At 66.2% G+C, this 16,799-nt stretch carries 15 protein-coding genes; 13 read left to right on the top strand and 2 right to left on the bottom strand.

The window, feature by feature from the left end; genetic code table 11:
* Positions 1-306 precede the first annotated feature (306 nt).
* Both NV1_RS03460 and NV1_RS03455 read right to left on the bottom strand, forming a co-directional pair.
* Positions 307-1,224, bottom strand: coding sequence for an SUMF1/EgtB/PvdO family nonheme iron enzyme (locus tag NV1_RS03460; protein WP_218026912.1), 918 nt, complete (start codon positions 1,222-1,224; stop codon positions 307-309).
* Between the two features lie 66 nt (positions 1,225-1,290).
* On the bottom strand, positions 1,291-2,073 hold the full coding sequence (locus tag NV1_RS03455; RefSeq protein ID WP_245713537.1) for an aminotransferase class IV family protein: 783 nt from the start codon (positions 2,071-2,073) through the stop codon (positions 1,291-1,293).
* 78 nt (positions 2,074-2,151) lie between these two features.
* Here NV1_RS03455 and NV1_RS43195 point away from each other — a divergent pair, with 78 nt between their 5' ends.
* From NV1_RS43195 to NV1_RS41795, 13 genes are all read left to right on the top strand, one after another.
* A complete protein-coding gene (locus NV1_RS43195) occupies positions 2,152-2,418 on the top strand; it encodes a hypothetical protein (protein WP_157116507.1) in 267 nt (88 codons plus the stop codon).
* A gap of 213 nt (positions 2,419-2,631) precedes the next feature.
* Positions 2,632-2,850, top strand: coding sequence for a hypothetical protein (locus NV1_RS44425; RefSeq protein ID WP_067885380.1), 219 nt, complete (start codon positions 2,632-2,634; stop codon positions 2,848-2,850).
* On the top strand, positions 2,835-3,857 hold the full coding sequence (locus tag NV1_RS03445; RefSeq protein ID WP_084525034.1) for a nucleoside hydrolase: 1,023 nt from the start codon (positions 2,835-2,837) through the stop codon (positions 3,855-3,857). The genes NV1_RS44425 and NV1_RS03445 overlap by 16 nt, the downstream gene beginning before the upstream one ends.
* 217 nt (positions 3,858-4,074) lie before the next feature.
* A complete protein-coding gene (locus NV1_RS03440; RefSeq protein ID WP_067885376.1) occupies positions 4,075-4,911 on the top strand; it encodes an SAM-dependent methyltransferase in 837 nt (278 codons plus the stop codon).
* A 92-nt stretch (positions 4,912-5,003) separates the two neighbouring features.
* The gene (locus NV1_RS03435; RefSeq protein WP_157116506.1) at positions 5,004-7,010 is read left to right on the top strand and encodes a PfkB family carbohydrate kinase; all 2,007 of its coding nucleotides are present in this window, start codon (positions 5,004-5,006) and stop codon (positions 7,008-7,010) included.
* On the top strand, positions 7,007-7,984 hold the full coding sequence (locus tag NV1_RS03430; RefSeq protein WP_067885374.1) for an NAD-dependent epimerase/dehydratase family protein: 978 nt from the start codon (positions 7,007-7,009) through the stop codon (positions 7,982-7,984). The genes NV1_RS03435 and NV1_RS03430 overlap by 4 nt, the downstream gene beginning before the upstream one ends.
* Positions 7,985-7,998: 14 nt before the next feature.
* On the top strand, positions 7,999-9,108 hold the full coding sequence (locus NV1_RS03425) for a hypothetical protein (RefSeq protein WP_157116503.1): 1,110 nt from the start codon (positions 7,999-8,001) through the stop codon (positions 9,106-9,108).
* On the top strand, positions 9,105-10,379 hold the full coding sequence (locus NV1_RS03420; RefSeq protein WP_067885370.1) for a cytochrome P450: 1,275 nt from the start codon (positions 9,105-9,107) through the stop codon (positions 10,377-10,379). Before NV1_RS03425 ends, NV1_RS03420 begins: the two co-directional genes overlap by 4 nt.
* On the top strand, positions 10,376-11,650 hold the full coding sequence (locus tag NV1_RS03415) for a PLP-dependent aminotransferase family protein (protein ID WP_067885368.1): 1,275 nt from the start codon (positions 10,376-10,378) through the stop codon (positions 11,648-11,650). Before NV1_RS03420 ends, NV1_RS03415 begins: the two co-directional genes overlap by 4 nt.
* Positions 11,647-12,801, top strand: coding sequence for a glycosyltransferase family 9 protein (locus NV1_RS03410; RefSeq protein ID WP_067885366.1), 1,155 nt, complete (start codon positions 11,647-11,649; stop codon positions 12,799-12,801). Before NV1_RS03415 ends, NV1_RS03410 begins: the two co-directional genes overlap by 4 nt.
* 3 nt (positions 12,802-12,804) lie before the next feature.
* Positions 12,805-14,493: a carbamoyltransferase family protein gene (locus NV1_RS03405; protein ID WP_067885364.1), complete on the top strand. Its 1,689-nt coding sequence runs from the start codon at positions 12,805-12,807 to the stop codon at positions 14,491-14,493.
* Positions 14,494-14,531: 38 nt separating this feature from the next.
* Positions 14,532-15,890, top strand: a complete 1,359-nt coding sequence (locus NV1_RS03400) for a DUF459 domain-containing protein (protein ID WP_169813282.1) — start codon at positions 14,532-14,534, stop codon at positions 15,888-15,890.
* A 396-nt stretch (positions 15,891-16,286) separates the two neighbouring features.
* Positions 16,287-16,733 carry a hypothetical protein gene (locus NV1_RS41795; protein ID WP_084525032.1) on the top strand — a complete coding sequence of 149 codons (447 nt, stop codon included), beginning with the start codon at positions 16,287-16,289 and terminating at the stop codon, positions 16,731-16,733.
* The last annotated feature ends 66 nt before the right edge of the window (positions 16,734-16,799 follow it).

Below are 16,799 nucleotides of genomic sequence, written 5' to 3'. Positions count from 1 at the left end.
AGTGCACCAGCAGTGCGACTTCAGCTCGCAGTCGGCGTTCGGAGCCAACCTCGGTGTCACAGAGCCGCCGTTGACCGCAACGACCGCGCGGGCGGTCGTCAATCGTCCGACGAGCGTGCCGAACGAATTGTGGGCGCAAGCTGCCGCGCTTTTGTCGGCTGGACTCGAAGACGACTAGCTATTCGACATCCCGTCAGTGGATTCCGTATGGACAGGCAGGAGCCGGAAATGACCATCGTGCGTGCTGATGGGGTCGTGCGCAGCGACTTGCCCATGGACACAACTGATCTGGATGTCCATCGGGAGCTACGGTGTGAGACTTCGTGTAGCGCACCGGAATCCCGTGTCGTTGTCGGACATCAGTCGGTGAGCGTCGTTGAATGCCGCAGGGGCGGCTGCTTCGAGGAGGCTGGCGAACGAGGAACCCTTGAGCTCGAATCGGTCAGGGGCCGATTCGGTCGACAGCCATTCCCAGACGTTGCCGCACAGGTCGTAGACGCCGTAGGGGCTGACCGAGGATTTATAGCAGTCGACTGGGGTCGTTGCACCGTCTTCGTTAAAGACCTTGCAGTTACATTTGGCAGGGGTGACCTGGTTGCCCCACGGCCAGGTGGCTCCCGCCGTTCCCCGGGCGGCCTTCTCCCACTGTGCTGTGGTCGGCAGTTGTTTGTGGGCCCAGCGTGCGTATGCGCTGGCGTCGTGGTGTGTCACCCACACCACGGGGTGATCGGCGATATCAGCAGACGGTCGACCGCTCTCCCAGTGCTTGGGGGCCGGGTGCTGGGTAGCGGTGACGAATGTCGCGTAGTCGGCGTTGGTGACCGAGTAGGTGTCGATGTGGTATCCGGGCAGCCAGACCGGCTGGTCCAGCGGCCCGGACAGGAAGACACCTTCGGGGATCCAAGTCATCGAGCGTCCGTCGACGGGATGGCGGATACGGTCGGGCTGGATGAGCAGACTGGGATCAGGTGCGTCAACGATCGCGTCAGCGGGTACCACAATGACGAATCGGGCCAGCTCATCCGGGGTCAAGCGGGCCAGCGAGGTGTCGAGCGCGGCCTGGTTGACCGGCCGCGGCGTGATGTCGGTTCCCTTGGCCTCCCACTTAGAGACCATGCGTTCGCTGACTCCCAGGTGCCCGGCGAACTCGATCAACGACATGCGGCGAGCCACACGCAACGCGGCCACGTCGGCTCCCGTCCACGGCCGGACCAGGCTTTTCATCGACGGCAGCGCCCCTTCCCAATGCGGTGGCGTAACAGCCTAGCGGCGATTCAGGGCCGGGGTGCGCTAAATCCGCTGTGGCGGAATGGATTCGTACTGCTTGCGCAGGATCGACACCATCTCGTGCTCGGGCCACTGGGCCTCGTCGATGCATGCCACGGTACGGACGCCGGTCGCGGCGTTGGTTGCGACGACACCGGCGTAGTCACCGAGTTGGGCCAGGGTGACGCGCGCGGTCACGACCTCTTCGTCACGGACCTGATGCAGCAGCCGCATCGTGGTGCCGGCGAGGACTTCGGCGTGCGGCCACACCAGGCGACCTTCGCGGCTGATGAAAGCGATATTGCTGGTAGCGATTTCGCTGATCGAGCCGTCTCCGGCGGTGAACACGATGTCATCGAATCCGGCGCGCTGCGCGATGGCGCGCTGGTGCAACGCACCGAACAGCCCGATGTGCTTGACCCGCGGCAAGTCCCGCGCATACACGACCGATTGCAGACGCAGCGGAGTCTGTGGCACCGCCGGTGCATGGCGTGTCGAGACCAGTACGTGCGGGTCGGCTGCGGCGCCTGGCTTGGACAGTTCGAGCGCTGGATCGTAGATGGTCACTCGGACGACCACCGGTCCATCGGCGGCGCGGATGGCGTGCCGCACGTGGGCGCGGACACGGTCCGGATCGAGTTCGGCGTCGAAGACAGCGCGGCTGTCACGGACCAAACGATCCAGATGCAGTTCGAGGCCGCGGACCGCGCCGTCCTCGACGCGCATCGAGGTGAAGTGACCGAGTCCGACCAACGCGAGGGGAGCAAGGTCGTCCACCGTGACCGGCCGGCCGTTGAGTTCCATCATGCCGCCAGTGTCCCACCGGCTAACCGGTACACGGCAGTGGCCTGGGCACGAAGTTCGGTGAAAGTTCAGTGCGGTTCGGTGCCGGTGCAGTTCCGCACCAGGCGGGCTGTGCCGATGCTGAAGTACATGACGAATCCCGTTCCGTCAGCGACTATTTGCGCTCTTGCCGATGCCGCAGCGCGTCGTCACCGTACGCCGGGCCGGGGCGCGCACGGCCGACTCGACACCCATGCGATCTGCGGCGTCGTCTCCCTGCCGCCGCCACAGGCGGCCGTCCATATCCCATCGTTCGACGAACCGAACGAGCGCCACAGCAAGTCTATCGGCCGTTTGGTTTCCGTGTGAGGAGCTTCGCTGTGAAAGATGATTTGCCGCAACGAATTTCGGGTTCCTCGTTGCCCCGCACTTCGAGATTCTGAGCGAGGTGCTAGAGAGTGCGGCCCGAAAGCAGCTAGGGGTGGAGTTGCCCCGGCAGTGGTCTACCGATTCAGCGACGTTACAGCGGGTGCTCGACGAGTTGCAGCAGCTACGGGGTGACCAGGAGCGGACGCGTCCGTAATGGAGCGCCACATCGTCGTCGATTTCGGGTTACCCGGGGTGCCGCCGCAGCACTACCGCGCGGAGGAGTCCGCTGCGCAGGCTTTCGCCTCCGAGGCTACGCGACAGCGGCTGGCGGCGGTCGCGGTCGACGATCGGGTGACCGAAGACTTGAAACAGCTTCCTTACCAACGACTTTTCATGCCATCTAGAAGGGATATGCCATGGTCGCTCCAGTAGCGTCACTTCATGTCGGAACGGGATCGGCGGGCCGGTTGCCGACCTGCATTTGCACAGATGTTGGCTATGACCCAGATGATTTGCTCGCGCTGATCCTGGCGGCCGCGGCGCTGCCTCTACGACTCGTGGTGACCAGCGACGAGTTCGGCGGGGGTGAGCGCGCGCGATTGGCGCGGTATCTGCTGAATTTGTGCGGACGGACGGGTGTCGCTGTCGTCGCTGGTGAGGAGATCGAAGGGGCCGAGTCGCGGTGGGTGTGCGACGGGCTGGTGCCCGACGACTTCCCGCCGGCATCGATGCCGATTACCGGTTCGACGGTTGAGGCTGTCCGTGCAGTGCTGGGCGACAGCGACCGCGCGGCCTGGATCGGACAAGGCCCGTTCACCAACCTGGCATGGCTGTACACGTGCGCGCCGGAGCTGGCGCGGCGGCTGGTGATCACGTTGATGGGTGGCGGGCCCGCTCACCTCTATCGTGATCCGGCTCGAGCCTCGCACAACGCGCGCATGGATCCTGCGAGCGCGTGTGCGGTCTGGACCGCGCCGGATCTGGATCTGTCGCTGGTTACCAGCGATGTCACCTTCACTGCCGAAACCGAGATCACCCGCGACAGCGAGGTGTATCGGTTGCTCGCGGCGGAGAACGCGCCGAAATGGGCGCGGCTGGTGGCCGCCGGTTACGACCGCTGGTTCACGCGCAAACGGCCGGGGTCGAAAGCGGCCGATCCGTTGACGGTCACCGCGGCCGCCGGGCTGCCGTTCGTCCACTTCGACACCATGCGGATGGCGATCGGATCGGACGCCCGAATGCACCTGGACCCCAACGGAACCCAGCTGCGTATGTCCACAGCCGCAGACAACGCGAGCTTCCGCAGTTGGGTGACGATGGTCGTCCGGCACGCACTCGAGTCCGGAATGCACTACGAGCCCACGTTGATCGGGCGGCTGCCGGTCACGCCCGACGCGACAGCCACGGGCGCAGCCGCGCCGATAGGCCGCTGGTCATGAATGCCTACGGGCTAGGGCGGGACTATCTGGATCCGGCGTTGCTGCGACACGTGACGTCCAACCTTTACGACTGCTCAACCGACCCGGGCGTGCTGCCCCTCGAGCAGGCCCAGCGCGCACACAAGTTGCATCCGCGGTGCTCCTCAACCTGCCGTGTTCGTATCCGAGCAGATCAAAGCCGCGGCCCACTGGCCGAGCGGGAGACGGGCGGGGCTGTATGAGCACGGGCTACGACAAGTCCCTGCGACCCGAACCGATCGCAGTCCACGACCCGAGCCGGGCTCATTGCGGACGGATCCACGACTACCTGTTGGGTGCGGGGAAAGACAGCTACGCGGTGGATCGGGAGGTCGGCAAACGGCTCGTGCGCGACTGCACAGTGTTCCAGCAGTCCGCTCGCGCGGCCCGGCTGTTTTTGGTTCGCGCGGTACACCACCTGGCAGCAGAGTGCGGGATAGGCCAGTTCGTGGAACTCGGTTCGGGTTATCCGTGCCCACCGAATCTGCATGAGGTCGCGCGCCGGAGGGTTCCGGCGACGCGAACCCTATACGTGGACAACGATTCTGTGATCGCCGCGCACGGGCAGGCGCTGCTGGCGGACGAGCAGAACGTATTCGTTCACGCGGACTTGACCGATACCGACACGATCGTGCGCGCGATCACCGCGACCATGAATGTTGCTGAGCCCGTGGCAGTTTGCCTCGGGTTCGTCGCGGAATTCATCGCGGATCCGCGCGGAGTGGTGGAGGCGGTATCGGCATCCTTGCCCGCCGGGTCGTATGCAATTCTCAGCCACGTCACCAGCGATGTGAATGCTGACGAGGTCGAGCGTGCGGCGAAGATCTACCGCGACTGCGGTATCGAATTCAGGCCGCGCCAACGCGACGAAATCGCCGAGATCCTGTCGTGCTGTGAGCTTGTCGACCCCGGCTTGGTCGCGTCGCACGACTGGCGGCCGGCCCCAGAGATGGACAGGCTGCTCGCCGATTCTCTCCGCTGGGATCCGGCCTCGACCGGTGAAAGTTGCTTGGCCGCGGTAGGGCGGGTCCGATGACGTGTCTTTGTGTGCCAGGTCCAGCCCCAATCGATCAAATGTATTGATTTGCAGGGAGATTCGCTGATGGATGATCACGCGAGGTGGGATACATGAACGGATCCAGTATGGATCGCGTCGCGAAACTGTCCGCAGCCCTGGCGGGCGCGGATTTGGAAAAGGTCAGGGCGTGGGGCGAGATGCTGGCCAGTCGGCTGCGGGGTGGCGGGCGGATACTGGCGGTCGGCAACGGTGGAAGCGCGGCGCAGGCGCAGCACCTGGTGGCCGAGCTGGTGGGCCGTTTCGAATCCGAGCGGAACCCGCTGGCGGCGTTGGCGTTGACCACCGACTCAGCGGTGATTACCGCGATCGGTAATGACTACGGATTCGACGAGTTGTACGCACGCCAGGTTCGTGCGAACGGCCGCGAAGGCGATGTACTGCTTGCGATTTCGACCTCCGGCCTTAGTGCGAACGTGATCGCGGCCGCCGTGGAGGCGAACGCGCTGGGAATGCTCACCTTCGCGCTGACCGGGCCCACCGGGAGCCCACTGGCGCAGGTGTGCGATGAGGTGGTGTCTGTCGAGTCGGAGGCGACATCGACGATCCAGGAATGCCATCTGCTGATCGCCCACGAACTGTGCGCGGCGGTCGATGCCGCTCTGAGCTGCGAAACATCTTGTGCAGCACCGACTATCGCGATGACTGATGGCACGGACGGTGCGCGGCCGACGCCGGAGCAAGCTCGGCGCGTGGTGGTGGTCGGTGACGTGCTGGCGGACTGCGATTGGTGCGGTGAGGTCACGCGGGTGTCGCCGGAGGCGCCAGTGCCGGTGCTGAGCGAGGTGTCGCGGCGGTGGCGCCCGGGCGGCGCAGGTCTGGCGGCGATGCTTGCCGCGGCGGACGGTTGCGAGGTCACGCTGGTGACCGCGATCGGTGACGACGCCCCTGGCCGTCGAACCCGCGCGGGCCTCACTGCGGCGGGGGTGTCGGTGATCGACCTCGGCATTGCGGGACCTACGCCAGTGAAATTGCGGATGCGGGCGCGAGGTCAGACCTTGGTGATGGTCGACGATTCGGCACCGCCGTGCCCGGTGGGTGATCCGCCGTTGGAGGTGGCGAATGCGCTCGCCGAGGCGAATGGCGTGCTGGTCGCCGACTATGGGCGCGGTGTGGCTGCGCAATCGCGGATGCGGGCACTTCTGTCGGCGGTAGCGCGGCGCGTGCCAGTGGTATGGGATCCGCACCGGCACGGTCCGGCACCAGTCGAGTCGGTGAGCGTTGTGGTGCCGAACCATGAGGAAGCCGCACTGCTCAGCGCCGACGGCGTCGGCGCTGCGGGGGATCTCGATGTCGACGTTCGCCGGGCCCGGAATCTGCGGTCACGGTGGCGGTGCGCTCATGCCGTGGTTACCCGCGGTGCCGACGGTGTGGTCTTAGTCGGCTCCGACACCGATCCCGCACAGGTATTTCCCGCACCGCAACGCGAGAACGGCGATACCTGTGGGGCGGGCGACCGGTTCGCGGTAACCCTGCTCGAAGAGTTGATCGGTGCGCGGATCATGTCCAGAGCGGTGCAGCGTGCACTCGGCACGGCTGCTGATTACGTGGCCGGGCGCCGCACACCAGGCCCCCGATCTCAGGGAGATCGCGATGGCGACTGGGTTGCGATGGCTGAGAGAGTGCGGTCCTCCGGTGGCCGGGTGGTGGCCACCGGAGGGTGCTTCGATGTGCTGCACGACGGGCACCGCCAGCTGTTGGAGGCTGCCCGCGCAATGGGCGACTGCCTGATCGTGCTGCTCAATAGCGATGCCTCCGTCGCCAGGTTGAAGGGCCCGAGTCGGCCTCTGGTCCCGCAGGCGCAGCGTAGAGCGATGTTGTCGGCGTTCACCTGTGTGGATGCCGTGGTGGTGTTCGACGAGGACACCCCCACCGAGCTGTTGGAGCGGGTGCGACCGCACCTGTGGGTCAAGGGCGGCGACTACGGCGCCACCGAATTGCCCGAGGCCGAGGTGGTGCAACGCCATGGTGGCCAAGTCGTACTCGGTCCCTACCTGGATGGAGTGTCGACCAGCGAATTGATCGAACGTGCCGCGGCGGGCCGGGCGGTGCAGCCATGACCCGCGCGGTGTTGGTGACCGGCGCTGCCGGTTTCATCGGCGGTCACACCGTCGCCGGCCTGCACGCCGCGGGGTGGACGGTGACCGGGGTGGACCTGCAACCTGCCCGCGCGGCGGGGAGGTGGGAGTCGATCACTGCGGACGCCGCGGATCCGAAGCTGCTGGCTCGGATCGCCGGAGGGGAGTTCGTAGTGGTCGTCCACCAGGCGGCGATCAGTAACACTCTCGCACAGGACGATGAGCGACTGCGGTGGTGCAACGCGACGGTGCCGCTAAGGATCGCACGCGCGTGCGCCGAATCCGGGACACGGCTGGTGTACGCCTCATCGAGCAGCGTGTACGGCGTAGTGCCGCAGGGAGTTTCCTCACTCGAGTCCGACACCGATGATTACGGACGCTGCTCGGGTCCGCTCAACGCCTATGCGAAATCCAAGCTCGTGATGGATCACGCGATGCGGCGCCGTGCAACGGTGTTCGGGCTGGACTATGTGGGCTTGCGCTACACCAACGTCTTCGGGCCCGGCGAGGAGACCAAGGGGCGCATGGCCTCGATCCTGTGGCAGATTGTCACCACGGCGGCCGCCGGAGGACCGGTGCGGCTGTTCGACGACACCCTGACCGCCGCACGGGATTATCTGCCGGTGCAGGCTCTGGTGACGACGCTGGTCCGGCTGCTCGAGAACCCGCAGATCAAGGGCGTCTACAACCTCGGCTCCGGGTCGGCGATCCCTTTCGAGACGTTGCTGGGCTGGTGCACCGAGTGGGCCGGTGCACCCGTGCCGATGGTGCCGGTGCCGAATCCGGTCCGCGACCGCTACCAGTACTGGACGTGCGCGGACATGCGACACCTGCGAAAGACCCTGCCCGGCCTGGAACCGTTGAGCACCAACGAAATCCGCAGCTACGCCCACGACCTGTTCGACCACGCCCGAAGGGCGACTGTCGGCGTGGGCGAACTTGCGAAGTCCCTGTGATCGGAGGAAACGCGATGTCTACCAACACAACCGACGTACTCGATGGAGAGAAGGCGCTACGCCACCGAATCACAATGCTGTCGCGGTCGCTGCGCGAAGTGACCACGGTCGAGCACCTTCCCCAGCCGCGATTCGTCGGTTACGACACCGTCCGCGACGCCGACGGTGTCACCTACGGTCGCAAGAAGGCGATCCTGATGTCGGGCGGATGTTCGGTTCCCACGTGCACGATGTGCCCGTTCACCAACTACAACAACTTCGGGCTGCTCGGCGGGAACGCCGGGAACCTTCGTGAGCAGGTCGCCCAACTGCTGCGACGCACCGACGACGAGCCGGACTACGACATGCTCGCCCTCTACAACGACGGCAGCTTTTTCGCCCGCCGCGAGGTGCCGACCGACGTGCAGATCGATATCGCTCGGCGGGTCGCGGCCACCGGGGTACGCCGGCTGGTCGTCGAGTCGCTGCCGCAGTTCATCACCACCGGAACACTCGTCCCGTTCGTCGAGGCGCTCGGTGACGTGCAACTTGAAGTGGGGATCGGGTTGCAGTCGGCGGATCGGCTGGTGCGCGAAACCCTGGTGAACACCCGCGTCACCCGTGAGTCGTTCGAGGCCGCAGTGACGTTGATGCAGGCGCACAACGTGATTCCCAAGGTGTATCTGATGATCGGGCCGCCGTTCCTCACCGAGGCCGAAGCGATGACCGACGTTATCGGCTCGACGGCGTATGTGGCGTCCCTGGGCGTGTCCGGGGTGACGCTGTGCCCGACCAGGCTTGCGCCGAACACCGTGGCGTGGTGGCTGTACCAGCGCGGCCACTACCGAGCGCCGAACCTGTGGACCGTCGTCGACGCCGTGCGCGGCGCGCACACCAAGGCGGCGGTGCGGGTGGCGTGTATCAATATGCGGGGCACAGACTTCGACTCGGTGTATCCGGACTCATGTGAGCTATGCGCGAACCTGATCGTGGACGGTCTGGTCGCCTACAGCGTCACCGGCGACCTCTCCGATCTGCCGGCTTCGTGCGAGTGCCGCCACTCGATCGAGCCGGCAGCCCTCGACCATGAACGCATCCTCGAACGCACAGCTACGACGTTGGATGCCTGCGAGGCGATCGCGTGAGCCCGCCACCGATCCTGCGTCGACCGCCGCCACTGAATCTGCCGGGGTTCCTCGCCGCCCAACATCACCGACTCGGTGCCGTGTTCGCCCTTGAGACCTCGGACGATGCGCCGACTGTGTACTGCGTCGGGCCGACCGCAGTGCGAGAGATGTTCGCACGGGAGCGCGAGGGCGGTCTGGCGGTCCACAACAGCGGAACCATCCATACGCTGTTCCGTCGCGCGGTGTTCACTCTTTGTGGCCGCGAGCACGAGGCCACCCGCGCCTATCTCTCGACCGGGTTGCGGCACGATGCGGTAACTGGCTATCTGCCCACCATGGCCCGGATCGCGAAAAGTCACGTAACGCGGTGGCGCCAGCTGCCAGCGGTGCCGCTATATCAAGCTGCGCGCGACTACACCATGGAGCTGTGCCTGACGGCGATCCTCGGGTTCGCCGCCGACGATCCGACCCGGCTGCGGGTGCCAGAACTTTTCGATCGGTTCGTTGCAGGCGCCGAGCTGCCCGCGACTGGCGAGGATACGGACGAGGTCTTCGCTGCGGCCGTAGATGCTGCTGAGGAGCTGAGGCAGTTGTTGCGGGCACACACGGTGCGCGTGACCGCCAGCGTAGGGTCGTCGGTACTGTCCAGGCTGATCTGCTCGGGGCGCGCCCCAGCTGGAGATGTAGTCGATCACCTGCTGGCGCTGTTGATCGCGGCGCGAGAAACTACTGCGAGCCTGATCACCTGGCTGCTGATCGAATGCGCGCTAGATGACTGGCTCGCTGCCGCGTTGGCCACCGAAGCCCGCGACGTGATCGGGGACCCGATGCGGGCGATCGTACGTGGTGGCGCACCAGGGCTGCGCGGCGTGCTGGCCGAGTGTACGCGCGTGCACACGCCCAATACCGTTGCTACCCGGCAGGCGGTCACGGACGTACGAATCGGCGGCTTCACCATCCCAACTGGATGGCACGTCGCTTACAGCGCACCCACCACTCACCTGCTGCCCGAATTGTTCACGGAACCGGAAGCTTTTCGCCCGCAGCGCTTTTGCGGACCGGATGGGTCGCGCGGCGAGCCGGAACTGCTGGCGTTCGGGCGGGGCGCGCATGCGTGTGCGGGCCGCAGTTTCGCTGAGGCGAGCACCTTGTTGCTGGCCGCGGTCGTGCTCGCCGAGCATCGCATCGACCTGAACCCCGACAGTCGTCCGCAGGTGGCCAAGTTTCAGCCGGTGCGCACCCCTGACGGTCCGGTCCATGCTCGGGTACACCGGGCGGTGCACCGGTGAACATCGACGAAATGTTTTGTCGGCTGGCCCGTTTCGAACTCGCGACCGCGCCACGGCTGCATCTGATCGCTAGCGAGAATCAGATGCCCGCGGCCGCAAGGGTGCCGTATCTGACGGACGCGCTCACCCGGTACTGCTTCGGCAGCGCAGAGGACACCGCCTGGGCGTGGCCGGGCCGCGGCGAACTCGCCGAGTTGGAAGCGGCGGCAGCCACCTCAATGGGTGTGCTACTGCGAGCGGAGTTCGTCAACCTCAAACCGGTCTCCGGGCTATCGGCGATGACCGTGGCGCTCTCGGCGTTATCCGGATCGGCACAGACAGTGTTCAGCCTGTCCGAACCCGACGGCGGCCACGGCTCAACCCAATTCGTCGCGCGCCGGTTCGGGCTGTACTGGCAGCCGCTGCCCGTCGACCCCGCCACTTGGTGCGTGGATGTGCAGATGCTGGCACGCCGGGCCCGCAGCGTCGACGGGCCTGTGCTGATCTATCTGGATTCGTTCATGGCGTTGTTCCCACACGATTTGGTGGCAATACGCGATGCGGTCGGCGAGAGGGCGGTGATCCATTACGACGGCTCCCACACCCTCGGGTTGATCGCTGGATGTCAATTCCAAAACCCTCTCGCAGAGGGCGCTGACAGCCTGGGTGGCAGCGTCCACAAGACCTGGCCGGGGCCGACTGGTAAGGGCGTGGTGGCTACCAACAACCCAGACCTCGCACGGCAGATAGACTTGCATGCGGCCGGTTGGGTCTCGCATCATCATCCCGCTGACATCGCCGCGCTGGCCATCTCGACGGCGTGGATGACCGACCATGCCGCGACCTACGCGGCCTCGGTGGTGGGCAACGCCCGCCGCCTGGCCGCCACACTCACGGACCAGGGGTTCACCGTGTGCGCCGCCGAGCGCGGCGGTACCCGATCGCATCAGGTGTGGGTCGATATCACGCCGATCTGCCAGGCCGCGGCCGCGTCCCGGCTGCTGTACGACGCCGGGATCGTCGTCAACGCCATCGATATCCCGTACTTGCCCGAGCCCGGACTCCGCCTGGGCGTACAAGAGGTGACCTTCCTCGGCTTGACCACCGAAGGCGTCGACGAACTAGCCACTCTCATGGCCCGCCTGCTCATCCATCGCGAATCCCCGCACACGATCGCTCCCCAGGTCGCCGACCTGCGAGCCCGCTACCTGACCGATCACAACCACCAGGCCGCCGAAGAACTGGCGACCCAGCTGCGCCGAGCCGGGCGGGAGAAACCGAGGACACCGTGACCACCACCGACCTGACGCTGACCACGAACGGATTCAGCTGGCATCCGGATTGCCGCCATTTCGTCGGCGGTCTGCCCTGCCGACACTGGCGTGCGTGCGCCGGCTGCACCCTCTACGAACCGGTCACTCACCGGATCCTGATCGTGATGCTCAAGCGCATGGGGGACATGCTCATCGCCTCACCGCTCCCGGCCCGGATCAAAGCTGAACACCCCGGCGCACACATAACCTGGCTCGTCGGCTCCGAATCCGCAGCCATCGTGTCAATGATCCCGCACATCGACAGAGTCTTGATCTGGGACGACGACGCGGCCCAAACCCTGCTCGCCGAGCACTACGACGCCATCTACTCCTTCGAACGCCAGCCGGCCGCCGCGGGGCTGGTGCCGCGGATCAGCGCCGAGCACCGCGCCGGGCTCGCCTACGGTGGCGACCACAACACGCTGTACCCGATCGGGGAGGCCGCACGGCACTTCTTCGCGATGAACACCTGGAACGACTTTCGTACTCACGGCAACGAAAAGACCTGGACCGAGCTGTATTTCGAGGTCGCCGGGTACACCTACACCGGTGAGCCGTACCAACTGGCGGTCCCCGACGCGGCGCGCGCCCGTGTCGCTGCCCGGCTTGGCACGGGTGGCGGCTGGGTGTGTCTGAACGTCGGCGGCTCGAAGGCCACCAAGCTATGGCCGGCGCAGCGCTGGAGCGACCTGGGCCGCCGGTTGCTAGACGACGGGAATCGGCTGGTCATCACCGGCGGAGCGGGCGATGCCCGCGTATGTCACCAACTGCTGCGCGAGCTGGACACGGGCGCAGGCCGGGTCCGCCACGACGCGATACCTCTTGAAGAGTTCGCTGCGGTCCCCGACTTCTGCGACGTCATGGTCACAGGCGATACCTTGGGTTTCCACCTCGCCCTCGCCCACGACCTACCCGTGGTGGTTCTGTTCGGGCCGAGCAACGGCGCCGAGGTCATCCCCCGTCATGCCGACACCGTGACCGCGCTGCGATCGAACCTGGAATGCTCGCCATGCGCGCACCAGGTCACCTGCGGCGGGGTCGGCGGCTGCATGGACACCATCACCGTCGACGAGGTGCACACTGCCGTGCGCAACTCGCTATCCCCGGCCCAAGCAGCGCGGGAGGAGTGATCAATGGGATATGTGCTCGGGCTCGGCGGTGCCTACCACCATGACGCCTCGGCCTGTCTTGTCGCCGACGGCCAGGTTATCGCCTTTGCAGAGGAAGAACGGTTCTCCCGGATCAAGCACCACCGCGACTCCCGCTCGGCCGCGGGCTCGGCCGCGTGGTGCCTTCACCACGCCGGAATCGGTTGGGCCGAGGTCGATGAGGTCGCAGTCGCGTGGAATCCCTACTGGCCCAACTACTGTGACCACACCGACGACGTGGACCTGATCACCGAACTTATCGGACCCGACGCCGGGCCTGATCGCCCGCACCGGCTGACCGTCGTCGGCCACCATCTCGCCCACGCCGCCAGTGCCTTCTATCCAGCAGGTCTCACCGACGCAGCCGTGGTCGTGGTCGATGGCTCCGGAGACGGGGTGTCCACCACCATCCACCACGGCACCCGAGCAGGCCTGCGCACTGTGCGCGAGTTCCCCTTCACCCAATCCCTGGGCTGGTTCTATCAATTCGCAACCGAACACGCTGGACTCGGCGACTGGACCAACGCGGGAAAGCTGATGGGGCTGGCTGCCTACGGCCGTCCTGTCATCGACCTGGATTTTCTGTACCCCACCAGCTTCGGCTACCACCTCGACCTGACCCGGTACGGCCTGGCCCCCGATGCCGATGAGACTGCACGCTACCGCAACTTCTCCTACTACCACGACCTACGCCGCGCCTATGGCAAGGCGTTCACCGACGCCGGAATCCCCGCCCAGCCGAAGGGCGCCGACGCGCCTCGCAGCCTCGCCGCTGCTCTCGCGGCCTCGGCGCAGCTGTTATTGCAACGCTGCTTGATCAGCGTCGTCGCGACAGCGCTCGAGGAAACCGGTGCAAGTGCGTTGTGTCTGGCTGGCGGGGTCGCGCTCAACTGCACCACCAACGGAATCCTCGCCCGCACACCCGATATCGAGACCCTATTCGTACAGCCCGCCGCCAGCGACGCCGGATGCGCACTCGGCGCCGCCCTCGAGGTCGCGCACCGCCGCGGCGAACACACCGTGCCCGGCCCACGCCAAACCCAAGCACTGCTCGGCCCGGCCTACGACAACCATGCAATCGAGACTGCACTGCATGCCGCCGGTGCGGACTACACCACTCCCGGCGATATCGCGCTCGCGGCGGCACGTTTGCTGGCTGACGGCAAGGTCATCGGCTGGCACCAGGGCCGCGCCGAAGCCGGGCCCCGCGCGCTCGGTGCCCGAAGTATCCTCGCCGACCCACGCAGTACCGCCCTGCGCGACCGCGTCAACCGCGACATCAAACACCGCGAACTGTGGCGACCACTCGCACCGAGCATGCTTGACTTGGGGTCCTGGACGTCCACACCGGACGGTCCGGCAGAATTCATGGTCGTCGCTCACAATGCCACACCTCAAGCACGACAACAGATTCCGGCTGTCGTCCACGTCGACGGCACGCTACGCCCGCAACGCGTCGATCCGGACCTGCAACCGGCCTACGCGCGCCTGCTCCACGGCTTCGCCGTCGAGACCGATATCGACTGCGTGCTGAACACCAGCTTCAACGGACCCGGCGAACCAATCGTCGGTTCACCGGCGGATGCGCTGCGCAGCGGTGCCCGCCTCGGCCTGGACGCCATCGTGATCGGCGACTACCTGATCGACACACCGCAGTCGAGCACCCTCCGATAGCCACCACACCCCATCACCAGAACAGGAGCATGATCAGCGTGACCGACACGATTACCCCCATCGACCGGATCCGCGACCGCCACGGCGACGCGGTACGCATCGGCACTGACTGCGTCATCGCCAACGACGTCGACTTTCTCATGGACACCGACGCCACGATCACCCTCGGCGATCGGGTCAGCATCCGCCGCGGCACCACCCTGCAAGCCAACGCCGGTGGGCACATCGTCATAGGCGACGACGTCGCAATCGGAGAGAACGTCGTCATCTCCGCCATGACCCACATTCGCATCGGCCGCGGTGTCGGCATCTCCAACATGGTCGACATCCACGACCACAACCACCGCGCCCGCACTCACGACACCACCACTGCCGGTGAACCGATCACCCCGTGGGCCAGCGGATTCGACGCCGCCCCCATTATCATCGAGGCTGGTGCCATCATCTCGAACAAGGTCTCGATCATCGCCGGCGTCACCGTCGGCCAGAATGTGCTGATCGGCGCGAACGCCGTCGTCACCGCATCGGTGCCGCCAAACACGACCGCCATCGGGACACCGGCGCGTGTCACCACCCGCCACCCCGGCCCGCTCGACGCCACCGAGTCCCGGCCACAGTTGCGGATCGCGTGGTTCGGCACCAGCCTGATGGAGCACTACGAAGCCCACAACCCCCGCCTGAGCGCCCAAGCCGACCTCCCCGCCATCGGCGACACCATCGAAATCACCGAATGGCGCAACCGCGGCTACGTCCACGGACTGCTCACCACCTGGCGAGCCCGTTACCCGTGGATCACCTTCACCTCCGACAACCACGGTGAGGGCGGCGCGACCAGCCGCGACATCCTCGCCATTATCCGCACCGCCGCCCAGGACCCCCAGCAGCGATGGGATCTCGCCGTACTCGGGGCCGGAATCAACGACGTCTGGCGCGGCTACCAGCAGCGCCTGTCGGAGGCAGTAGCAATCGAGGAGTACGACGCCAATCTCCGTGCGGCACTGGAGATCCTGACCGGCCGGGCCCGCCGGGTCCTGGTCGTCGGGGAGCCGCCCATCGGCTGGGAACCGAGTATCACCGTCCCGCCCGCGAACGCCGACATCGCTGCCTACAACCAACGTGCGCGCAGGGCCGTCGACGATCACGGAGCGCACTTCGTCGACGTGTGGGACGAGGTCATGTTCGGTGCCACGTGCCTCGGCTGGTCCCCAACTGCACCGGCGGAACCGCCGGCCGGAGCAATCAGCATGTGGAGTGACGGCGTCCACTTGTCCGAGTATGGCGACGAAGTATTGCGGGCGCTCATCGACCGCTACATCAGCGAGCACCAGATCGTCGACGGACTGCTCACCGCCGACCGGCTCCCACGCGACCTCGCCGCTCAGCTGTACCGGGTATGATCTCCGTGCTGCCGATCATCCGGGGCAGGGGCGATCTTCTGCGCTGGAACGGCGCGGTGTACCGGAAGCCGTACTGGCACAGCATCATCGACAACCAGGCCCGCCGGCCGATCATCAACCGCCGCTTCGACGCACTCTTCACCAGCGGCGACATCGACGGTCGCAAAGTGGCCGCCTGGGGCCGAGTCTCGACATCGTCCGCCCGGCGGCGAAAGTGCGTTGGATATGCCCAAGCGCCGTGCTGGCGGGGATCCCGAATCCGGGGCCGAGGAAGACACGGCCGCAATCCGCTGGCGCAACGGCTCGGTCATCGCTGCCGACGTAGAGTGCCGTCGAGGCGGATGCCCCTGGGTACCATTGCCTTCACCCATTGGAAGCACTGGAGGAAGGGAACGGGTGGGCGAACAGCCTCGAATCGACCCCTCGGCGGGGTGGCGACGCCAACGACGCGGTTTCTCCATCAGCGACCCAGTTTGGGAGGCAGCCAAGAGGAAATGGATTGCCGATCGCGACCTCTATCCCGCGTGGTCCGACTGGCTCGAAACCGCCTTGGCCGACAAGACGGCTGCCACCCGCAAGCGCCACCGCCTGCGTAAAGGCGAAGACTTCCCCCCGGCACCCGATCGCCTGCCCACCGGCCGCCGCTTGCCACCCGCAGCTCCCCAAGGTCGAATCAAGCGTGGATTCACCTGCACGCCATCGGTCTGGGACAACGCCCGCGCCGCCTGGTGGGCTGACCGCGATGACTGGGCCGACTGGGCCGACTGGGCGGAGGACGCCATTGCCAAAAAGGCCGACTACACACCGCCGAAAGACCATAGTCGGCAATCAAGGACCCCGTGATTGCCCCGGCGAATTCTATTGCACTACAGGCGCTTCCGCGCGCACTGCACCTGCGCTTGGAGGGTG

Origin of the sequence: Nocardia vaccinii NBRC 15922, assembly GCF_001613305.1 — a bacterium.
Taxonomy (GTDB): domain Bacteria; phylum Actinomycetota; class Actinomycetes; order Mycobacteriales; family Mycobacteriaceae; genus Nocardia; species Nocardia vaccinii.
The sequence above is the reverse complement of the archived record's forward strand: the minus strand, read 5'-3'. Positions and strand labels throughout refer to the sequence as shown.

Excerpts from the sequence above, each read along its gene's own strand:
- NV1_RS03445 (WP_084525034.1), top strand. The coding sequence starts at position 2,835 with ATGGTCGCTCCAGTAGCGTCACTTCATGTCGGAACGGGATCGGCGGGC.
- NV1_RS44425 (WP_067885380.1), top strand. The coding sequence starts at position 2,632 with ATGGAGCGCCACATCGTCGTCGATTTCGGGTTACCCGGGGTGCCGCCG.
- NV1_RS03405 (WP_067885364.1), top strand. The coding sequence starts at position 12,805 with ATGGGATATGTGCTCGGGCTCGGCGGTGCCTACCACCATGACGCCTCG.
- NV1_RS03455 (WP_245713537.1), bottom strand. The coding sequence starts at position 2,073 with ATGATGGAACTCAACGGCCGGCCGGTCACGGTGGACGACCTTGCTCCC.
- NV1_RS03435 (WP_157116506.1), top strand. The coding sequence starts at position 5,004 with ATGAACGGATCCAGTATGGATCGCGTCGCGAAACTGTCCGCAGCCCTG.
- NV1_RS03460 (WP_218026912.1), bottom strand. The coding sequence starts at position 1,224 with ATGAAAAGCCTGGTCCGGCCGTGGACGGGAGCCGACGTGGCCGCGTTG.
- NV1_RS03430 (WP_067885374.1), top strand. The coding sequence starts at position 7,007 with ATGACCCGCGCGGTGTTGGTGACCGGCGCTGCCGGTTTCATCGGCGGT.
- NV1_RS03440 (WP_067885376.1), top strand. The coding sequence starts at position 4,075 with ATGAGCACGGGCTACGACAAGTCCCTGCGACCCGAACCGATCGCAGTC.
- NV1_RS03425 (WP_157116503.1), top strand. The coding sequence starts at position 7,999 with ATGTCTACCAACACAACCGACGTACTCGATGGAGAGAAGGCGCTACGC.